Genomic DNA, 16370 nt, shown 5'->3' with positions numbered 1-16370 from the left:
TACAGGAGGACAAAACCATGCTGACGCTCAAATCACAATGGATCCTGCCTTTTGGCGTTGCACTGGTCGTCAGCCCTGCCGGTGTCATGGCGGAAACCACTACTACTACTGAAGAATGCGAAGCCTGTGCTTTTAACTGGGAACCAAGGGGGTATGTGGAAGCTGGCATTCTCTGGCTGGAGGACGATGAGGCAGAATTTACTGACTATCGGGGATTTGATCGGGACGGTTTTTTCCTCAACGGCGCCATTGATGTTATCGATCGCAATGAGGACGGCACCTACTGGTCTCTGCAGGGCCAGAACCTGGGGCTTGGATCGCGAAATGCTGCAGTCCGGGGTGGCAAGCAGGGAACCGTGGATTACTTCCTTGACTATCAGGAGCTGAATCACGACGTGTACGACCCTGTGAAAACCGTGTTTTCCGGAGCCGGCACTGAACGCCTGGAGCTCCCCGGCGGCTGGACCCGGGGGGATACGACAAATGACCTGAGTGGCCTCGACGTCGCTTTGCGGAACATTGATATTGAGCTGGAGCGAAAGACTCTTGCAACCGGCCTGCAGTTTCTCCAGGGAGAGCACTGGGACTACAACTTCGAGTACACAGCGGATGAGCGCGATGGCACCCGGCTGATGGGCGGGAGCTTCCTGTTGCGATCAGCCATTTTGCCGGAGCCGGTGGATGATATTACCCACCGGTTCGACCTCTCGGTCGGTTACCTGGCAAAACTCTGGCAACTGCGTCTGGCCTATCACGGCTCATTTTTTGATAATGATAACCAGTCCCTGACCTGGGACAATCCCTTTATTGTTCCCGATGACGCCCCCAGGGGCAGATCAGCGTCAGCGCCGGATAACAGCTTCAACCGACTGATGCTTTCCGGAGCATTCCGCCCCACGCGCTGGCTCAGTGGGTCGGGGCACATTGCGGTGGGTCGTCTTGAACAGGATGACTCTTTCGTTCCCGCGACAATCAATCCGAACATAGGCCCGGTCGGGCTCCCACGCCAGGATCTGGATGCGGAAGTGAATACACTGAATGCTCGCCTGCGCCTGACCGGAAACGCAACCCACCGGCTGACACTTAGAGCAGAAGGCTTCTTTGATGAACGGGACAACGACACTCCAGTGGACAGCTACCGCCAGGTAGACACCGATCTTTTCGTGGCTGAACTCCGAGAGAATCGCCCTTACAGTTTTGAAAAAAGTGGTGGTGAGCTCAGTGCGGACTATCGTCTGACCAACAACACCGACGTAAGCACAGGATATGGGATAGAGCGCTCTGAGTTTACTTTCCAAGAGGTGGACGCCACGGACACGGATCTTTATTTTGGCGAGCTGCGGACCCGGCCCGGGGAGCGGGTCGAGCTCCGGCTTCGCCTGGGCTGGGAGGATCGGGACATCGATGGAGGCTATGATCCGCTGGCAGTCGCTCCAACGGAAAATCCGCTGTTACGGAAATTCAATCTTGCCGACCGTGATCGGCGTGAAATCAGAATATCGGGCAACTACTACGCCAGTGAACAGCTCAGCTTCGGTCTGAACTCTGTGTACGCTGACGATGATTATCACAACTCCCTGATTGGCCTGACCAAAGCGGTCGACAGAATGGTCACGCTGGACGCTTCCTGGTCTCCCGGACAATACCTGAACGCCTATGTTTATTTTACCCGCCAGAACATCGTGTCAGACATAGCCGGAAGCGAAAGCTTTGGCCGACCGGACTGGTTTGCAGAGCATGATGACACCATCAACACGTTCGGAGGTGGTGTCCGGGCCAGGGAAATAATTCCCCACCTGGAACTGGGAGTCGATCTGGCCTATACGCGGTCAAGGGGGAATATATCGGTTGATTCACGAGCATCCGATCAGAAATTCCCCCAACTGGAAGCTGATCGAATCAGCACCCGGATTTATGGCGAGTATTCGGTTTCCGACAGATGGAGTTATCGCCTTGATTACTGGCTTGAGCATTACGAACAGCAAGACTTTTTCAACGATGGCGTAGCCCCGAACACAACAGATAACGTTCTGACTGCCGGCCTCCAAAGCCCGAATTACGTCATCCATGCTGCAGGGATATCCGCAAGATACCGTTTCTGAGCCCCGGAGCTGTTCCGCCGTCTGCGTTTGAACCGCTACCGGGAAAGCACCTCAGGAATTATCAGCCTTCCCCTTTAACGACAGCCAGCCCTGCCATACAGAGTCAGTCGTTGGTTGATCGGACGGCAGGCCTGGCCAGCCACTCCCGGCCTTTTAGCATACCGTGCCAGTATAGTGTGGGCAGCTGTTTCGCTTTAAGCCACCAGGCGGCTTTGGTTGCCTGGGTGCCGTCGTTGATCCACTTGGGAAAACTTGGCTGCAGGACGCCGCCGTAGCCAAATTCCGCCAGCACAATCTTGCCGTTCTCCACTGTCAGTGGGCAAGAGCCGTAACCAAGATAGGCAGCGCGCATCGGCTCATTGCGCAGGCTGGCGATGAGGTTTTCCGCCACTACCGGAGCCTGCTTGCGAACGGCCGCGGCGGTTTTGGCGTTTCCGGTTCCACTGACGTCACCAAGGCCAAAGATGTTGGGCACGGTTTTGTGGCGCAGGGTGTCGTCTTCCAGATCCAGCCAGCCGCCTTCATTGGCGAGGGTGGATTCACGGATGAACTTTGGAGCGCGCTGGGGCGGAACGGCGTGCAGCATGTCGAAACTGACTTCACGTTCCTGGTGGTTGCCATCGGCACCGGGAGTCCGGAATACTGCGATTTTGGCGGGGCCGTTAACGGCAACCAGGGTGCTCTGGAAATTCACGTCGATGCCGTATTTCTCTATATAGGCCTCCAGCGCCGGCACATAAGCCGGCACACCAAACAGGACGGCACCGGCGTTGTGGAACTGTACGTCCAGTTTGCTTTGCACTCCTTGCTTTAGCCAATAATCCGCAGACAGGTACATGGCCTTCTGGGGGGCGCCGGCACACTTGATCGGCATGGGTGGCTGGCTGAAAAGGGCCCGGCCCTGTTTGAGATTCTGGACCATATCCCAGGTATAGCTGGCCATGCCCTCGCGGTAGTTGGAAGTAACGCCGTTGGAGCCCAGCGCAGCCTCAAGGCCCTCGATGCCACTCCAGTTCAGTTCCAGTCCCGGAGCCAGCACCAGTGCCTTGTACTCAATGCAGGAACCATCGTCCAGAACGACCTGGTTCTTGTCCTGGTCCACTGCAGTTACGGCTTTTTGATACCAGGAAACGAACGGCGGTATCACTTCCGGCATGGGTCTGGAGGTGACTTCCGGCCGGAAAACACCGCCCCCGACCATGGTCCAGCCGGGCTGATAGTGGTGAGTGCTGGCTGGCTCAATGATGGCTATACCGATATCGCGATCACGCTTGTGAATGCTGGCCGCTACGGAAATACCGGCAGCACCGCCGCCTACGATCACGACGGTATGTGTTTTGACCTCGCCCTTGGGGGTTGTTGTGTTGCTGATCATGCCTGGAACCTCTTGTCGTTATTTGGAGCCTGTGGCGCTTGAGATTAATCAAAGACTACCAAACTTAAGGTTCTATCGTTAGACTATTTAGTAATATCACCAAACCTGAAAATCTCAACTTTTCATCAGAGAAGATATATGAGCTCGAAGGTTGTCACTCCACCCAAATGCTAAGGGGACTGAGCTACCATGTTGTAAAGACTTTGAGGGACGGGAGCACAAGATGGAGAAGACCCGCAACGACGCCACCAACCTGCAACAACTGCTGGGCCAGATCCGCGAGTCAGCGGGCAGTTCCGGGCAGGTGTCGGTGAACGACATCCTCAGTGGTGTGGGCGAGCGTTCCTTCGGGCCGGTGTTGTTGCTGGCGGGGCTGATAACACTGGCGCCGTTGATTGGCGATATTCCCGGTGTGCCAACGATTCTGGGGTTGATCGTTCTGCTTACCCTGGGCCAGCTGCTGTTCCAAAGGCATTCCATCTGGTTGCCAACGTGGATTTCCCAGCGCTCGGTTCCCCGCAACAAACTGCTGAAGGGGCTGGACTGGCTGCAAAAGCCTGCTCGGTTTCTGGACCGGTGGACGGGACCACGGCTGGTGTTCCTGGTGGATGGCCCCGGTCTTTATGTTATGGCCACTCTGTGCATGTTGGTTGCCATGGCAATGCCGGCAATGGAGGTAGTGCCCTTCAGTGCCAATGGCGCCGGAGCGGCGCTGATGGCGTTCGGACTGGCGATTGTCGCGCGGGACGGACTGCTGGCAGTTGTGGCAACCTCGCTTACGTTGCTGACCGGATGGTTCGTGATTACCGGCCTGATGGGCTAGCGCCCACTGCTTTCAAGATCGTCGAAAAACGCTTGCGTGCGCGCGCTGATTTCGTCCAGTTTGGCCTCCCATGTTTGCTGGTAGCTTTTGTAGGATTCGTCGCTTAACCGCGAAAGCCGGGCTCCCGCCTCCGCCAGCGCACGAGAGCTGTCAGCGAAGGCGTCGAAATCCGGCTCATCCAGCCTGTCACGGCTCTGGTTCAGGTCGGCAGCGGTTTGCTGCAAGGCACTGCGATCCCGGGCGGGGGCCTGTTGATGGTCTTCCAGTGCCTCTTCGATGGATTTTTCCAGTTCTTCCATAAACTCCTGCAAGGCACGACCGTAGTCTTCCATAACTTTCTCGGCCCGGCGGCTTGCCTCGTCGGAATAGGTCTCAAACTCACGGGCCATGGCGTCCATCCGGAGGGCCAGGTCATCCGAGGACTGACTGAAAGTAGCCGACAAACGCTCTCCCAGCCTGTTGATCTCACCCATCAGGCCGTCCAGCGGCGATGGGTTCATGATGGCCTTGCCGGTGCGATCATAATCCACCAGCCAGTCACCATTCAGATTCACAAGGTAGGTAATCACTTCCCGGCGCTCGCCGGAGGCACCGTCTGCGGAGGGTAAGCGGGTAACTATGGTGGCTTCGCGCTCTTCGATAATGACCCGGCCGAAATCGGGCACGGTTTCAAACCAGTCGCGGGCAAACCCGTCGAAGGTAGAAGGATCGGCAAGCGTCGACAGCTCGGCGACGGCACCCGCGTCGTCTTCGGCCATGGCCTGCCAGAACTCCGCGGCCACTTCCTGCGGCGTTTCCGGTTTACTGCACCCGGCAGCAACAGCCAGCACCAGCGACAACAATGCCACCTTGAACCACGTGTAAATCATTCAATCACCCTCAAACTGATGCCAATTCAGACCGAATGATACTACACGGGCTACAGGTTGCAGGTCAGTTTTACCAATTCTTCATCAAACACCCGGCGGTTTTCACTGTAGTCCACGGGCACGTCAATCAGGTGCACACCGCCTGCGGTCAGCGCCTGCTTCAGGGTGGGTTGCAGGTCTTCCGTCTTGCTGATGTGGTGGCCGGTGGCGCCGTAGGCGTCGGCATACTTCACAAAGTCCGGATTGTTGTAATCAAGCCCGAAGTTCGTGAAGCCTTCCTGGGCCTGTTTCCACTTGATCATACCGTAGGCGTTGTCGTTGATAATCAGGATGACCAGGTTGAGTTTCAGCCGCACGGCGGTTTCCAGCTCCTGGCTGTTCATCATGAAGCCGCCGTCACCACACACCGCCATCACCTTCAGGTGCGGATACAGCATGGCCGCCATCATCGCACTGGGCAGGCCGGCGCCCATGGAGGCGAGGGCGTTGTCCAGCAGCACGGTGTTATTGTCATAGGCCGGGTAGTTGCGGGCGAACCAGAGTTTGTACATGCCGTTGTCCAGCGCAATGATGCCGTCTTCCGGCATCACCTGGCGTACATCGTGGACGATGCGCTGGGGGATGACGGGGAAGCGGCCGTCTTCGATTTTCTCGGCCAGATGGCTGTCTACCGAGGCCTTCACTTCCATAAACCGGCTGAAATCGTGGGACGAGCACTGGCCACAGCGTTCCGCCAGGTATTCCACGCTGTTGGCGATGTCCCCCACCACTTCGTGCTGCGGGAAATACACCGGGTCCACGTCTGCGGCGCTGAAATTCACGTGGATAACCTGCTTGCCACCGGGCTTCATGAAGAACGGCGGCTTCTCGACCACATCGTGCCCCACGTTGATCACCAGGTCGGCATGGTCGATGGCGCAGTGCACGAAGTCGCCGGCAGAGAGTGCAGCATTGCCCAGATATCCGGGATGACGCTCGTCCACCACGCCCTTGCCCATCTGGGTGGTAAAGAACGGAATGCCGGTTACATTCACCAGATGGATCAGCGCCTGGGATACCCGTTTGCGGTTGGCGCCAGCGCCGATCATGATCAGTGGGTGCCTGGCCTGACGGATCATCTCGCAGGCGGTATCAAGGCTTTTTGTGCTGGCGGTAGGGCGGCGGGCATCACTGGGCTGGAAGATATGGGTATCGGCCTCGGCCATTTCCGAAGCGATGTCCTCAGGCAACTCCAGGTGAACCGCACCGGGGCGCTCTTCCGAGGCCAGACGAAAAGCCTCCCGCACCTTGGCGGGAATGGTGTTGGCATTGCTGATCTGGCGGGTGTATTTGGTAAGCGGGCGCATCAGGTCCACCACATCCAGAATCTGGAACAGGCCCTGTTTGGAAGACTTGATGGGTTTTTGCCCGGAAATCATCATCATCGGCATACCGCCAAGCTGGGCGTAGGCAGCGGCGGTTACCAGGTTGGTGGCACCGGGGCCGAGGGTGGACAGGCAAACACCCACCCGGCCAGTGAGCCGCCCGTAGGTGGCAGCCATGAAGCCTGCCGCCTGCTCATGACGGTTGAGAATCAACTCGATGCTGGACTCACGCAGAGCTTCCAGAAGATCCAGGTTTTCCTCACCCGGTACCGCAAAGATATAGCGAACCCCTTCATTCTCCAGGGCATGGACGAACAGTTCAGCACCGTTCCGAAGTTCATTGGCCTGTGCGGTCATCGTCTCTCCTGTTCTGGCTTGATTGGCGGTGTCTATGCGTCCCGCGGTGGCTCTGCCTGAAACGCTTCAGCAGGCAACCTGTCACGCCCCCAACTCTGGTGAACGCGATCAATCACCCGCGCAAGCTCCTCCTCGCCCACTGCTGCAGGTTCGCCACGCTCCAGCGGGTCGTAATGGAAGATGTACAGGCGCGACGCAAACTGTTCGAAAGGCAGTGATGCCTCCCCGAAGCGCTCGCCTTTGGTGGCTGTGCTCACCTGCACATCGCCACCCCAGTGCTGGCCGCTGTCGTTGTTGGGGTTGTAAAAATACACCCGCATGACACCTTCCGGATCCAGGGTTGCCCGCAGGATGGTGATGGCATGCCAACCGATGAACCGTGCAGCACTGTCGGTGACCGCCACGCCCGCAGGTTGCGGGTGCACCAGCGGCTGATTGCCGTTGTAATCCGGATGGTAGCTGGCATAAAAATGCCTCAGAAAGCCGTCCAGATCCTTCAGTTTACCGGTCGCGACATCGACGTTGATACTGAAGCCGCGCCCGGCAGACCAGCCGTGAAACTCCGGGTTCACCCACCGGTGGGGGTCACCCTCCCGACCGATGCATAAACGCCCCATTTCGGCGTAAATGCGGTCCAGATGAGGCACCACCACCAGTGACACCGGATCGAGATCCAGGGTCACCGCGGACGCAACGCCTCCCTGGCTGGCGGCGGAGGATACCGGCGTGCCCTCAAAATGCATGATGATTTCATTATCCCGGGCCGCCCAGGTGACCATCTGCAACAGATAATCCGGATCATTATAGGCCCACATGGACAGCGCCCGGGCGGACTGGCAGGTGGGGTTATTCCCCTGCCCGACGCCCAGGGGCTGACCCAGCATGTTCAGAACGCCCTGTATCAGCCAGGCTTTTGGCTGGGGCTGATAACCGTAGGCCAGCTCGAGACGGTGCCGGGCTTCCGGGCACAGTGACAGCGTTGTCTGCCGCCAGAGTGCCGGCTCGACCGGGGGCTGGTAAAGGATGCCCCGTTCCAGCAACAGTGAAAGCCCATAGAGCCCCTGAGCGGTTTCCGGGAAGACGCCCTCGCGAATCAGGGTCAGCACCAGATTGCGATAATGCAGGAGGCAGTCCCGCCCGGTCATGGAGAGCCCCAGCGATTCAGCAATCAGCGAATCCTGGTTCTCCAGGATGAACCGCATGAAAGTGGCGTGGTAAGGCGAAACCAGCCCGGTATCGTGCATGGAGCGGGCAAAGCCGGTCGCCTCACCCTGCAGGGCGCTGGAATCCATGTGACTCAGGCGCTCTTCGTAAGCCGCAATACCGGGGTCTTCGCGACAGGCCTGTGTTGGCCCGTAAAGGCTTGAAATCAGACGCTCGGCCCCCTGCCCGGCACTGCCCATATCCACATTCGGATCAGCGCGGCAAACGGCAATCTGGGTGATCATCTGGCGAACATTGTTCACCTGGATAGGTCGCTGCTGCAGGATGCGCCAGATTTCATCAATCAGGCGATCAATCACATGCTCGTAACCAATTCTGGTGGCGACATGCTGCACTACGGAGCGACTGATCTGCGCCAGCTTGCCCTGTTCACGCTCAGCCTCGCCGCCTTCTCCAAACAGAAGCTGCAGGTTAATGGCGAGCACCTGGGTCAGATAATGGTGCGCCTGTTCCGCCGACATGGACTCATGCAGGAAGTCACCCATGGCCACTGCAAGCAGACGCAGCTCGCTCATTGCCTCCACGAGAACTGTGTCAGTCTGGGGGCTCTGGAGGGAATAGACAGTAAGCTGGGGCTGCAGAAGGGCCGGCTCCGCCCAATCTGTCCCCAGAAAAACGCCGGCCTTTTCAAGCCGCTCTGCGCGGTCCTGAATGGCCTGGCAACCATCCGGCTGTAACAGCACCCGGCGAACAATGTCGAACAACGGGGGCAACTTGCCGGCCTTGGCGAAGCTTCGGCTCTCATCGAGAGCCGTGATCGCATCGTCCAGTCGTTGCACCAGTTTATCGAAGTTAACGACGGGCGCCGGGCTTCCGGCATCGGAATTGCTCAAACTGTTTTCCTCAGGGTCTGAACCAGACCCATTATTGTTAATTCCTTACGGAATTATACATAGAAATCCAGTTCTTCCTGATGTTTCAGCAAATCTCTCATCACATAGGGGTCTTCGCCGAAGAAGTAGATCAGGCCCCAGTGCGTGCCGAAGGCGGTACGCTTGGTGACGGTTTCCTCCATGGGTGGGGTCAGCTCGTGAGACTCGAAATACTCGTGGTTCTCGGTCTCCTCCGGCATTTCCAGCTTGCTGACCACGCGGCGACGGGGATAAACACCGAAGCAGCCGGCATAGCCCTTGGCATCCACCACTTCTTTCGGAAAGAAGGCCTTGACCTCTTCTTCCGTGGTTTTCGGGTCGAAGGTCATGATCAATGCCTGATAGGCGTTGAAGCCATAGGCGCGCTCAAGCAACTCGAACACCTTGAAGCCCGGCGGCCGATAAGCCACTTCACCGAAGTACATGGTGCTGTCACTGGTGACAAAGTACTCGGGGTGGATAAAGCCGAATTCGATGTCGAAGGTCTTGATCAGCTTCTCAATTTCTCGGGTAATCTGCTCCCGGTAATGCTCCAGGTCTGGCGTGGCCGGCACGAATACGGAGTAACCCAGCGTGACGTATTCCGAAATGTTCAGGAATGCGATCTTGCCGTTATGGACCCAGGCCTCAACGGCGAATTCCCATCCGTCCAGGTGGGATTCCATCAACACCGGAAACTCTTCCTCGGGGATGGTATCCACTTCGTCCGGGGTACGGATAACCCGGTGACCCAGGCAGCCGGCCTTGTCGAACGCCTTCAGGTGGATCGGGTCATTGGGGTCACCATCCAGCTTCAGCAGCGTCTGGTTTACACGCTTGAGGAAACGGACAACGTCATCCTTGTCGTGAGCTTCTTCAAAGATGCCCACACGGATACCGCCCAACTGGGCGCGGCGCTTCATCAATGCCTTGTCCCGCAGCAACAGGGACTGGCCAAACAGTTTGGGCTGGTCCATCAATACCGAGTTGATGGCGCCGGCCCACTCCACGGTTTCCTCGAACAGCGGGATCGCCACGTTCACGCCCATCTCCTTGAGGGTCTGGGCAATCTCAACAGAACGGTCGTTCAGGCGCTCGAAGTTCCAGGGAACATAAGGAATATCGTGTTCTTTGCAGTAGGCCTCGGCCCAATCGGGGGCCACTACGACGTAACGGCGGTCAAATTTGTCCGCGGCCTCGATCGCGTTCAGGCTCCAGCCCAGGAGTGCAACATAACCTTTATTCGAATCGAACTTCTGCTCGCTCATAGGCGTTCTCCTATCGGGTGTGTATTTATAACCTAACGATTTAGTTACAAATCGCAACCGGACCGGATGCCTGGACGGTAACAAGCGCTGACAAAACGGGCGGTTAAGCCGGTGTTGCCAGCGCTTCTGAAGCCCTTAGATCAATTCGTAATATCACCCCAATTTCAGGGTTGAGAGGGTTCGTTCCCGCACTCTGTTGAGCAATTGTTCATCATCGACCAGCGATTGGCCGTAGGAAGGCACCATCACTTTCATGCGTTCCTGCCATTCCGGTGTCTTTATGCGTTCGGGGAAGCAGCGTTCGATCACATCGATCATGGCATGGGCTGCCGTCGATGCCCCCGGAGAAGCACCCAGCAAGGCTGCAAGAGTGCCGTCCTTCGCCGCTACAATCTCGGTACCGAACTCCAGTTTGCCGCCGCCATCCGCGGACTTCTTGATGATCTGCACCCGCTGACCGGCATCCTGCAGACGCCAGTCTTCCTCCTGTGCATCCGGGAAGTAGTTGCGCAGGGAGGCCACGCGGTCACTGTGTGACTGGAAGACTTCACCAATCAGGTAACGCGTCAGGTCCATATTGGTGCGGCTGACGGACAGCATGGGCCGAAGGTTGGTGGGACTGACCGAGCCGAACAGGTCGAACACCGAGCCTTTCTTGAGAAAGCGTGTGGTAAAGCCGGCGAAGGGGCCAAACAGCAGGGCCGGCTCACCGTTGATGATGCGGGTATCCAGATGCGGTACAGACATTGGAGGAGCGCCGATCGGCGCCTTGCCATACACCTTGGAATTGTGTTGCTCGACAATTTCCGGCTTCTGGCAAACCAGCCACTGACCGCTGACCGGGAAGCCGCCATAGCCTTTCGATTCGTCGATGTCGGACTTCTGCAGCATCGGCAGCGCTCCGCCGCCGGCACCCAGGAAGACGAACCCGGCCTCAAGCTTGGTCTGCTCGCCGGTTTTCTGGTTCTTGACCCTTACCTTCCAGCGGCCGTTGTCGCGCTTGGCAAGGTAGTGAACCGGGCTACTGAGCATCAGCTCGAAGTTCGGCGTGGATTCGAGGAATTTCACCATGCTGCGGGTCAGTGAGCCGAAGTCCACATCCGAACCATGCTTGATCCTTGTGGCAGCCACCCGCTGCATCGGGTCACGGTTGTTCACCACCAGCGGCATCCACTCTTCCAGATCCCGAGGGGATTCGGTGTATTCCATTTCGCGGAACAGGTGGTGGGCGCTGAGTTTTTCGTAACGACGCTTGAGGAACTTCACCCCGTCTTCGCCCCAGACAAAGCTTTGGTGTGGTGTGCGGTTGATGAAGGATTTGGGCTCCGGCAATATGCCCTGCTCGACCATATGTGACCAGAATTGCAGCGAGACTTCGAACGAAGCGTTGATTTGCAGTGCGCGGTCGATCGTGACGTCGCCGTCTTCGGTTTCCGGAGTGTAATTGAGTTCACAATAACCGGCATGCCCGGTACCCGCGTTGTTCCATCCGTCGGTGCTTTCATGGGCCACGTGATCGAGACGCTCCACCATGACGATGTCCAGGGAAGGATCAAGCTGCCTGAGCATCATGCCGAGGGTAGCGCTCATGACGCCCCCGCCGACCAGCACTACATCTGCCTGTCTAACGGCCATTGGTAATCACCCTAGCTGGTTTAAAGCCTGTAGCCCGTCCACGATCAGCAGAGGGGCCTTTGAAGTTGTGGCGCGATTATCCCGTTTTTCGAGCGGATAATAAATTGCGATTATCAATCGAGGGCCAAACGTATAAAATGCGCCCGCCAGGCGCCCCTTTCATTCTCGCGCCTGAGGTTAACGATATCACCGCCACTTTAGTCTCATACCTGGCGGGAAACTTCTTCAGGGTACCTTTTATGCTAATGGCAATTGCAGCAATCATCGCAGGCCTGGTTCTTCTGGTCTGGAGTGCTGACCGTTTTATCGAGGGCGCAGCAGCCACGGCCAAGCACCTGGGCATGCCATCATTGCTCATAGGCATGGTGATTATCGGATTCGGCACCTCTGCACCGGAGCTGGCGGTGTCTGCCATGGCAGCACTGGACGGCAACCCCGGGCTGGCACTGGGCAACGCCTATGGTTCGAACATCACCAATATTGCCGTGATCGTCGGGCTTACTGCGGTGATCGCCCCGATTGCGGTGCATTCCCAGGTGGTCCGTAAAGAGTTGCCATTACTGCTGGTTCTGACAGCCATTGCCGGCTACCAGCTCATTGATGGCGAACTGACACGGCTTGATGGCTGGGTCCTTCTGGCGGTGTTTGCGGTTGTCATGGGTTGGTCGATTTACCAGGGAATTCAGGGCAAAGGCGACTCATTGATAGGCGAGACCGAGTCAGAGCTGGTTGCCCATCCGATGCCGCTGAAGATCGCGGTCACCTGGCTGGTTGTTGGCCTGGTTCTGCTACTGGTCAGTTCTCGCATGCTGGTCTGGGGAGCGGTATTCATAGCCCAGAGCCTCGGCGTCAGTGACCTGATTATCGGACTGACCATTGTCGCTATAGGCACCTCACTGCCAGAACTGGCATCTGCCCTGGCAGCAGTCAAGAAAAACGAGCACGACCTGATACTGGGCAATATTGTGGGCTCGGGTATTTTCAATACGCTGGCGGTTGTCGGACTGGCTGCGACCATCGAGCCGCTGGTTGTGGATATGGAAGTGCTCTACCGCGACTGGACATTGATGGCAGCCCTGACCATCGGCCTTCTGGTAATGAGCTTTGGCTTTGCCGGCAAGCCCCGGATCATCACCCGGCCGGAGGGCCTGCTACTTCTGATGGTGTACGTCGGCTACGCCGGCTATCTGGCGTCTACGGTTATTCGCTGACTGATGGCAAGCCAGAGTTAAATCCGGCCTGCCACCGGGACGCTAGTCCTGATTTTCCCGAAACACCATCGCCACCGAGTTCAGGCAGTAACGCTGCCCGGTGGGCGGTGGGCCATCGGGAAACACGTGCCCCAGATGACTGTCGCAACGCGGGCAGCGGATTTCCGTGCGGGTCATGCCCATGCTGCTGTCTTCAAGGTAACGTATGTGATCGGTGTCGAAGGGCTGGAAGAAGCTGGGCCAGCCAGTGCCCGAATCAAACTTGGAATCCGAGCTGAACAGAGGCAGCTCGCACAGCCGGCAGTAATAGACGCCCGGGTTCTTGTTATCCAGCAATGTGCCACAAAAGGGCCTTTCTGTGCCGTGGTCCAGCAACACCCGGCGCTCTTCTTCGGACAGGCCCGCGGCCTTCTCATTAACCTGTTCCGGTGTCAGCGGTGTCAGGTCGTAACCTGCAGCAGAAACGCTCATAGCAACCTCCTCAGGCAATATCGTTGCCGGTATAACCGGGTTTCAGCCGATCACCAAATGTGTCCACAAGCTTTTCCATCTTTGGTGCTGCAACAGCCATGATGTATGGCTGATAGGGATTTCGGGCCGCAAAGTTCTGGTGGTATTCCTCTGCAGGATAGAATGCTTCCAGTGGCTCCAGGCTGGTTACGACCGGATCATCGTAGATGCCAGCGGCATTCAGCTGACGGATGTAATCCTCAGCCACCCGTTTCTGGTCCTCGGTCTCGTAGAAAATCGCGGAACGGTACTGGGTGCCGCGGTCATTACCCTGCCGATTGAGCTGAGTGGGATCGTGAGCCACAGACAAAAATACTTTGAGGATCTCCCCAAAGCTGACGGTTTGCGGGTCGTATCGCACATCAACCACTTCAGCGTGCCCGGTCTGGCCGCTGCATACTGCTTCGTAGTTCGCGGTATCCGCACTGCCGCCAGCATAGCCAGACTCAACGCCGGTAACACCATTTACCGCCAGGAAAACCGCCTCCACACACCAGAAACAGCCCCCGCCAAGCACGACGTGTTGCTCGCTGGAGTCCCCGGCGGGCAAATCGTGTTCGGGGTCCGGGAAGCGGCTTTTCGGTACGTTCAGGCCGGGAATATTGCAGGATGTCGACATATCAGCTTGTGCCTCTGAGTCATTACCGTTTGTGCACTTACATTCAGTCCAAGTGTGGCCTTACTGACCCGGTTTAGCCACCCCTGCAGTGCCGATCAGAAAAACAGCAACCCTGCCAGAGCACTTCCGGGTGCCAGAATCCACACCGGTACCCGCCATATAGCCAGGCTTACCCAGGCAAGCAACACAAAGGCGATTGCACCAGAACTATCTACGGCAGAAGTCCAGACCGGATCATAAAGGGCCGCCAGCAACAGTCCGACAACACCTGCATTCACACCTGCGAGCGCTGCCCGGGCACAGGTTGCGGCCCATCTGCCACACCGCCTGGGCAACAACCTCACCATAGGCGGAATCTGACAACCACCGCCGGCGGTTTACGAATTCCTGGTGAAAGAACCCCAGGTGGGCTGTGGGGCCGCCGAACGATGTCAGGCCAAGCCGCAGAAACAGCAGGAATATGTGCCAGGCAGGTAACGCCCCGCCATGGGCATCCTTTGAGCGGGCATCTCTGAACATGGAACTCTCTGTCTGTGACAACGTTAGGTAAGAAGGATGAACATTATGACTTCCCTGTTGCATCACTCCCAGACCCAACCATAATGAAGGGGCGTGTTGACCGGATCGTGACAGGAAACGTTTACAACAACCAACAGGATCAGCAATGACTGCCCGGGCCCATACACCAGAAAATCAGGATGAACTGCTGGAGTATCGTCTCAGCCTCCGGCTTGGCCCGGTCCATGCGCGACAACGCCTTGGCATTGAACAGGAAGCAGAGTCAAAGGTGTTCGGGCCGGACCGGCACTCGTTCCACCTCGAGAATATCACCTCCGCGCCGCGATTTATCAGCACCTGCCTGAAACTGGCGGGGCTGTTCCGGCGGGGACAGGCCAACAGCCGCCGGCTGGACACGGTCCATAACAGCTTCCACATCAACGGCCTTCCGGCCGCTTTTGAAGGTTACCGTATCCTGCAACTGACCGACCTCCATGTGGATATGGACGAAGCCAACCTGCAGGCGGTTATCAACCGGATCCAGCCACTCGAATACGACCTGTGCGTACTGACCGGCGACTACCGTCGCCTGACCTGGGGGCCAATTGAAGATGCCATGGCGGGCATGGCAAAGCTACGGGGCGCCATTCGGGGCAAGGCCTATGCGGTTTTGGGCAATCACGACAGTGTGCGCATGGTGCCCGGCCTTGAAGACATGGGGTACCACCTGTTGATGAACGAGCATGCCGTGCTGCAGAGAGGCGATGAGAAACTCTACCTGGCAGGCGTGGATGATGCCCATTTCTACAAGGTTCACAATCTTCACAAGGCCGGTGACGAAATTCCGGCAGGCGGCATCAGCCTGTTGCTCAGCCACACCCCGGAAATCTGGCGGGAAGCCGCCCATGCCGGCTACGACGTTTTCCTCTGCGGCCATACCCATGGTGGCCAGATCTGCCTGCCTGGCGGGTTTCCGGTCACCCTGGATTCCGACTGCCCACGGGAACTGGGTCGAGGGTACTGGCGCCGCAACGGCATGCAGGGGTATACCTCTCCGGGAACCGGCACCTCGGTGGTCAATGTGCGCCTGAACTGCCCGCCCGAGGTGACGTTGCATACGCTGACCGGCGGGCCGGGCTAGCCTGAGCCGGTCAGTGGGGCTGGTGACGTATGCCCAGCCGGAACAGCAGTGGTGACAGCACGATATTGGAGATGGTAAAAAGCACCACAACACCCGCCACCACAAGCCCGTTCAGGCCCAGCCAATACCATGCCAGGATCATCGGCAACAGTGCTTCGGGTATCTGGTCCAGCCCCAAGGCCCGGGCACTGGAGTCCAGGCCGGCACGGCGCTTGATGAAGCTGCTGATCATGTCCCCGATCAGCCCCAGCAATCCGAAGACCAGGCCAAACAGCAACCCCATACCGATTATCAGCGCAAACAGGCCACAGGCGAGCGTGCCGGACACCACACCTCGCCAGGTTTTACTGTTCCCCAGCAGCGGTCGCCCATCCCGCCACAGTCTGCCGCCATCAACGGGGGCGGACCAGCGCCGGCCGAACACCCGGGCCGTAACCACTGGCGCCCCATTTGCCAGCACCAGCATCACGAAGAGCTCGAGAGATAACAGCAAGCGGCCCAGCCTCCGTCAGATGTCGCCCAG

The 16370-nt window shown here is 57.9% G+C and carries 14 protein-coding genes and 1 pseudogene; 4 read left to right on the top strand and 11 right to left on the bottom strand.

Annotated elements, in window-relative coordinates; all coding sequences use genetic code 11:
* The first annotated feature begins 17 nt into the window (after positions 1-17).
* On the top strand, positions 18-2102 hold the full coding sequence (locus tag QPL94_RS05800) for an MtrB/PioB family decaheme-associated outer membrane protein (RefSeq protein WP_285356134.1): 2085 nt from the start codon (positions 18-20) through the stop codon (positions 2100-2102).
* Positions 2103-2205: 103 nt separating this feature from the next.
* Here the strand turns inward: QPL94_RS05800 and QPL94_RS05795 are convergent, their stop codons facing one another.
* Complete coding sequence (locus QPL94_RS05795; RefSeq protein ID WP_285356133.1) at positions 2206-3477, bottom strand: NAD(P)/FAD-dependent oxidoreductase; 1272 nt, start codon at positions 3475-3477, stop codon at positions 2206-2208.
* 223 nt (positions 3478-3700) lie between these two features.
* Between QPL94_RS05795 and QPL94_RS05790 the strand changes: the two genes are divergently transcribed.
* Positions 3701-4300 (top strand): exopolysaccharide biosynthesis protein, encoded by a 600-nt coding sequence (locus QPL94_RS05790; RefSeq protein ID WP_285356132.1) that lies wholly within the window; start codon positions 3701-3703, stop codon positions 4298-4300.
* Here the strand turns inward: QPL94_RS05790 and QPL94_RS05785 are convergent.
* The 5 genes from QPL94_RS05785 to mqo all read right to left on the bottom strand — a co-directional run bounded on the left by QPL94_RS05785 (position 4297) and on the right by mqo (position 11868).
* The gene (locus tag QPL94_RS05785) at positions 4297-5169 is read right to left on the bottom strand and encodes a hypothetical protein (protein WP_285356130.1); all 873 of its coding nucleotides are present in this window, start codon (positions 5167-5169) and stop codon (positions 4297-4299) included. The genes QPL94_RS05790 and QPL94_RS05785 overlap by 4 nt on opposite strands.
* Before the next feature lie 50 nt (positions 5170-5219).
* Positions 5220-6890, bottom strand: coding sequence for an acetolactate synthase large subunit (locus QPL94_RS05780; protein ID WP_285356128.1), 1671 nt, complete (start codon positions 6888-6890; stop codon positions 5220-5222).
* Between the two features lie 32 nt (positions 6891-6922).
* Entirely contained in the window at positions 6923-8947 is a 2025-nt protein-coding gene (locus QPL94_RS05775; protein ID WP_285356127.1) for a hypothetical protein, read from the bottom strand.
* A 53-nt stretch (positions 8948-9000) separates the two neighbouring features.
* A complete protein-coding gene (locus tag QPL94_RS05770; RefSeq protein ID WP_285356126.1) occupies positions 9001-10233 on the bottom strand; it encodes an ATP-grasp domain-containing protein in 1233 nt (410 codons plus the stop codon).
* Between the two features lie 153 nt (positions 10234-10386).
* A complete protein-coding gene (mqo, locus tag QPL94_RS05765) occupies positions 10387-11868 on the bottom strand; it encodes a malate dehydrogenase (quinone) (RefSeq protein ID WP_285356125.1) in 1482 nt (493 codons plus the stop codon).
* Positions 11869-12107: 239 nt separating this feature from the next.
* Here mqo and QPL94_RS05760 point away from each other — a divergent pair, with 239 nt between their 5' ends.
* Positions 12108-13079, top strand: a complete 972-nt coding sequence (locus QPL94_RS05760) for a calcium/sodium antiporter (protein ID WP_285356124.1) — start codon at positions 12108-12110, stop codon at positions 13077-13079.
* Positions 13080-13121: 42 nt separating this feature from the next.
* Here QPL94_RS05760 and msrB read toward each other — a convergent pair whose 3' ends face one another.
* The 4 genes and pseudogenes from msrB to QPL94_RS05745 form a co-directional block, all read right to left on the bottom strand.
* Positions 13122-13550, bottom strand: coding sequence for a peptide-methionine (R)-S-oxide reductase MsrB (gene msrB / locus QPL94_RS05755; protein ID WP_137435895.1), 429 nt, complete (start codon positions 13548-13550; stop codon positions 13122-13124).
* Between the two features lie 10 nt (positions 13551-13560).
* Entirely contained in the window at positions 13561-14208 is a 648-nt protein-coding gene (gene msrA / locus QPL94_RS05750; protein ID WP_285356123.1) for a peptide-methionine (S)-S-oxide reductase MsrA, read from the bottom strand.
* Positions 14209-14303: 95 nt separating this feature from the next.
* Entirely contained in the window at positions 14304-14555 is a 252-nt protein-coding gene (locus QPL94_RS21365) for a hypothetical protein (protein ID WP_350310606.1), read from the bottom strand.
* Positions 14539-14727 (bottom strand): annotated as a pseudogene (locus QPL94_RS05745) (chromate transporter); the annotation flags it as partial. The pseudogene QPL94_RS05745 and the gene QPL94_RS21365, both read right to left, overlap by 17 nt.
* A 145-nt stretch (positions 14728-14872) precedes the next feature.
* On the opposite strand from QPL94_RS05745, the gene QPL94_RS05740 reads away from it, so the two are divergent.
* Entirely contained in the window at positions 14873-15847 is a 975-nt protein-coding gene (locus tag QPL94_RS05740; protein WP_285356121.1) for a metallophosphoesterase, read from the top strand.
* A 10-nt stretch (positions 15848-15857) separates the two neighbouring features.
* Here QPL94_RS05740 and QPL94_RS05735 read toward each other — a convergent pair whose 3' ends face one another.
* Positions 15858-16340: a CDP-archaeol synthase gene (locus QPL94_RS05735; protein ID WP_285356120.1), complete on the bottom strand. Its 483-nt coding sequence runs from the start codon at positions 16338-16340 to the stop codon at positions 15858-15860.
* Positions 16341-16370 lie beyond the last annotated feature (30 nt).

The organism is Marinobacter sp. SS13-12, from assembly GCF_030227115.1.
Classification (GTDB): Bacteria; Pseudomonadota; Gammaproteobacteria; order Pseudomonadales; family Oleiphilaceae; genus Marinobacter.
The sequence above is the reverse complement of the archived record's forward strand: the minus strand, read 5'-3'. Positions and strand labels throughout refer to the sequence as shown.

Bases quoted from the DNA above. Each gene is read 5' to 3' on its own strand.
- QPL94_RS05800 (WP_285356134.1), top strand. From the start codon at position 18: ATGCTGACGCTCAAATCACAATGGATCCTGCCTTTTGGCGTTGCACTG.
- QPL94_RS05795 (WP_285356133.1), bottom strand. From the start codon at position 3,477: ATGATCAGCAACACAACAACCCCCAAGGGCGAGGTCAAAACACATACC.
- QPL94_RS05790 (WP_285356132.1), top strand. From the start codon at position 3,701: ATGGAGAAGACCCGCAACGACGCCACCAACCTGCAACAACTGCTGGGC.
- QPL94_RS05785 (WP_285356130.1), bottom strand. From the start codon at position 5,169: ATGATTTACACGTGGTTCAAGGTGGCATTGTTGTCGCTGGTGCTGGCT.
- QPL94_RS05780 (WP_285356128.1), bottom strand. From the start codon at position 6,890: ATGACCGCACAGGCCAATGAACTTCGGAACGGTGCTGAACTGTTCGTC.
- QPL94_RS05770 (WP_285356126.1), bottom strand. From the start codon at position 10,233: ATGAGCGAGCAGAAGTTCGATTCGAATAAAGGTTATGTTGCACTCCTG.
- mqo (WP_285356125.1), bottom strand. From the start codon at position 11,868: ATGGCCGTTAGACAGGCAGATGTAGTGCTGGTCGGCGGGGGCGTCATG.
- QPL94_RS05760 (WP_285356124.1), top strand. From the start codon at position 12,108: ATGCTAATGGCAATTGCAGCAATCATCGCAGGCCTGGTTCTTCTGGTC.
- msrB (WP_137435895.1), bottom strand. From the start codon at position 13,550: ATGAGCGTTTCTGCTGCAGGTTACGACCTGACACCGCTGACACCGGAA.
- msrA (WP_285356123.1), bottom strand. From the start codon at position 14,208: ATGTCGACATCCTGCAATATTCCCGGCCTGAACGTACCGAAAAGCCGC.
- QPL94_RS21365 (WP_350310606.1), bottom strand. From the start codon at position 14,555: ATGGTGAGGTTGTTGCCCAGGCGGTGTGGCAGATGGGCCGCAACCTGT.
- QPL94_RS05740 (WP_285356121.1), top strand. From the start codon at position 14,873: ATGACTGCCCGGGCCCATACACCAGAAAATCAGGATGAACTGCTGGAG.